The organism is Caldimonas manganoxidans ATCC BAA-369 (assembly GCF_000381125.1).
In the GTDB taxonomy this organism is placed as follows: domain Bacteria; phylum Pseudomonadota; class Gammaproteobacteria; order Burkholderiales; family Burkholderiaceae_C; genus Caldimonas; species Caldimonas manganoxidans.
The window spans coordinates 1-1,910 of record NZ_KB906004.1; the positions used below are offsets into that span (position 1 = coordinate 1).

A 1,910-nucleotide genomic window follows, 5' to 3' on the forward strand; every position below is an offset into this window, starting at 1 on the left:
AACGCGCGCCGGGCGAGTCGGTGTTCGTCGCCGCCATCCCGCGCACCTCCGCCGACCAGGGCGATGCCGTGCTCGCCGCCAACGGCCAGCCGCTGGTGCTCAGCGGCCGCCAAGCACTGCCCTATCCACCCGGGCGCATCCGGCTCAACGCCCAGCGCGAGCCCGCCGTGGTCGCCGGCGACCTGACCCTCACCTGGGCGCACCGCGACCGCATCCAGCAGACCGCCTACCTCGTGCACCAGGACGAGGGCGACATCGGCCCCGAGCCCGGCACCACCTACACCGTGCGCCTCCGCGACCGCAACGGCACCCTCGTGCGCAGCGAGACCGGCCTCACCGGCAACACCTGGACCTGGGACGTGGCCAGCGCTGCGGCAGAGGCGGGCAGCGCCGGCGATACCGTCACCGTCGAGATCGAGGCCGAGCGCGACGGCCTGAGCAGCTGGCAGGCGCAGACACGCACCACCGAGCGCGCCGGCTACGGCCTGCGCTGGGGGCAGTACTGGGGAGGGGTGTGATGGAGTCGCCCATCGATCTGCACCCCCAGCCGCGCATCGACGTGCACCTGCTCACGCTCGACGAGCCGGCTGCGTGGCGCGAAGCATGTCTTGCCAGCCTCGCCGGCGCGCCGATCCGCCTGCACGTGCTGCCGGGCATTCCCGGCCGGATCGGTGATGCGCGCGCGGCAGGCTTCGCGCGAGGAACCTTGCCGCTGGTGTCCTTCGTCGATCCCGACGATGTGTACGAAGCCAGTGCCTTCACACACCTGGCCGATGCGCTCGATGGTTGCCCGCAGGCCGTGATGGCCTACACCGACGAGGCGCTGATGGACGAGCAAGGCCGAGACGTCGGCGTGCGCCGGCTCGCCTACAGCGCCTTCCAGCACGCCCTCTCGGCCAGCCATGTGCACGGCCTGATCGTGATGCGCCGCGCTGCGGTCGAGGCCGTGCTCGCCGCCACCACCGACATCCACCCCATGGCCGACTGGCTGTTGACCCGGCTGGTGGCCCAGCGCGGTGGCGTGCTGCACCTGCCCATCGTCGGGCGGCACTGGCGGCAACACCCACGGCAAGTCCATCGCACCGCAGACCCGGCTGTCGTGCGGCGTATCCGGCAAACGATCGACCAAGCCACGAACCCCTGGAGATAGACCATGCCATTGACCGATCCGAACCTGGGCCTTGCCTACGGCTGGACGCTGGGCGAGTCCGGCTGGCACACCGACATGGATGCCAACCTCAAGCGCCTTGGCGCCATCGTGGGCCTGTCCGTGAAGGACCGCGACCTGACCACCCCGCCGGCGAGTCCCGCCGAGGGCGAGCGCTACATCATCCCCGCCAGCGCCACCGGCGCCTGGGCCGGCAAGGCCGACCAGATCGCGGTGCGAATCGACGGCACCTGGGAGTACCACGCGCCCCAGATCGGATGGCTGGCCTACATCGAGGACGAGGCCAAGCTCGCCGTCTTCAAGCCCACTGGCTGGAGCGCCGGCATCGCCATCTGACCCTCACACCGATCCGTCACCCCTGGACCCGCCCGCGTGGCGGGTTTCGCATTTTTGGGAGACCCGCCATGACCGAACCCGCACAACCGCCCGCGCTCGTGGAGAACATGCTGCTTCTGCGCCGCGAGGACTTCGACGACTTGCTCGACCGCGCCGCCGAACGCGGAGCCGAGCGTTGCCTTGCCCACCTGGGCCTGGAGAACGGCAGTGCCGCGAAGGACATCCGCGAACTGCGCGATCTGCTGGAAGCGTGGCGCGATGCCCGCCGAACGGCGTGGCAGACCGCCGTCAAGGTCATCACGACCGGCATCCTGGCCGCGCTGCTGGTGGGGGCCGCGATCAAACTCAAGCTCATGGGAGGTGGCCAATGATCGAGACTCTGCTCGGCGGCCTCCTGGGAGGAGCC

3 protein-coding genes and 1 pseudogene are annotated in these 1,910 nt (G+C 70.5%); all 4 read left to right on the forward strand.

From position 1 onward, the window contains the following. Nucleotides 1-518 (forward strand): annotated as a pseudogene (locus F615_RS19100) (phage tail protein); the annotation flags it as partial. Then, nucleotides 518-1,150: a glycosyltransferase family 2 protein gene (locus F615_RS0117275; protein WP_019562392.1), complete on the forward strand. Its 633-nt coding sequence runs from the start codon at nucleotides 518-520 to the stop codon at nucleotides 1,148-1,150. The pseudogene F615_RS19100 and the gene F615_RS0117275, both read left to right, overlap by 1 nt. Nucleotides 1,151-1,153: 3 nt before the next feature. Beyond that, nucleotides 1,154-1,504 carry a DUF2793 domain-containing protein gene (locus F615_RS0117280; protein ID WP_019562393.1) on the forward strand — a complete coding sequence of 117 codons (351 nt, stop codon included), beginning with the start codon at nucleotides 1,154-1,156 and terminating at the stop codon, nucleotides 1,502-1,504. 68 nt (nucleotides 1,505-1,572) lie between these two features. Next, on the forward strand, nucleotides 1,573-1,875 hold the full coding sequence (locus F615_RS0117285) for a DUF6127 family protein (RefSeq protein ID WP_019562394.1): 303 nt from the start codon (nucleotides 1,573-1,575) through the stop codon (nucleotides 1,873-1,875). Nucleotides 1,876-1,910 lie beyond the last annotated feature (35 nt).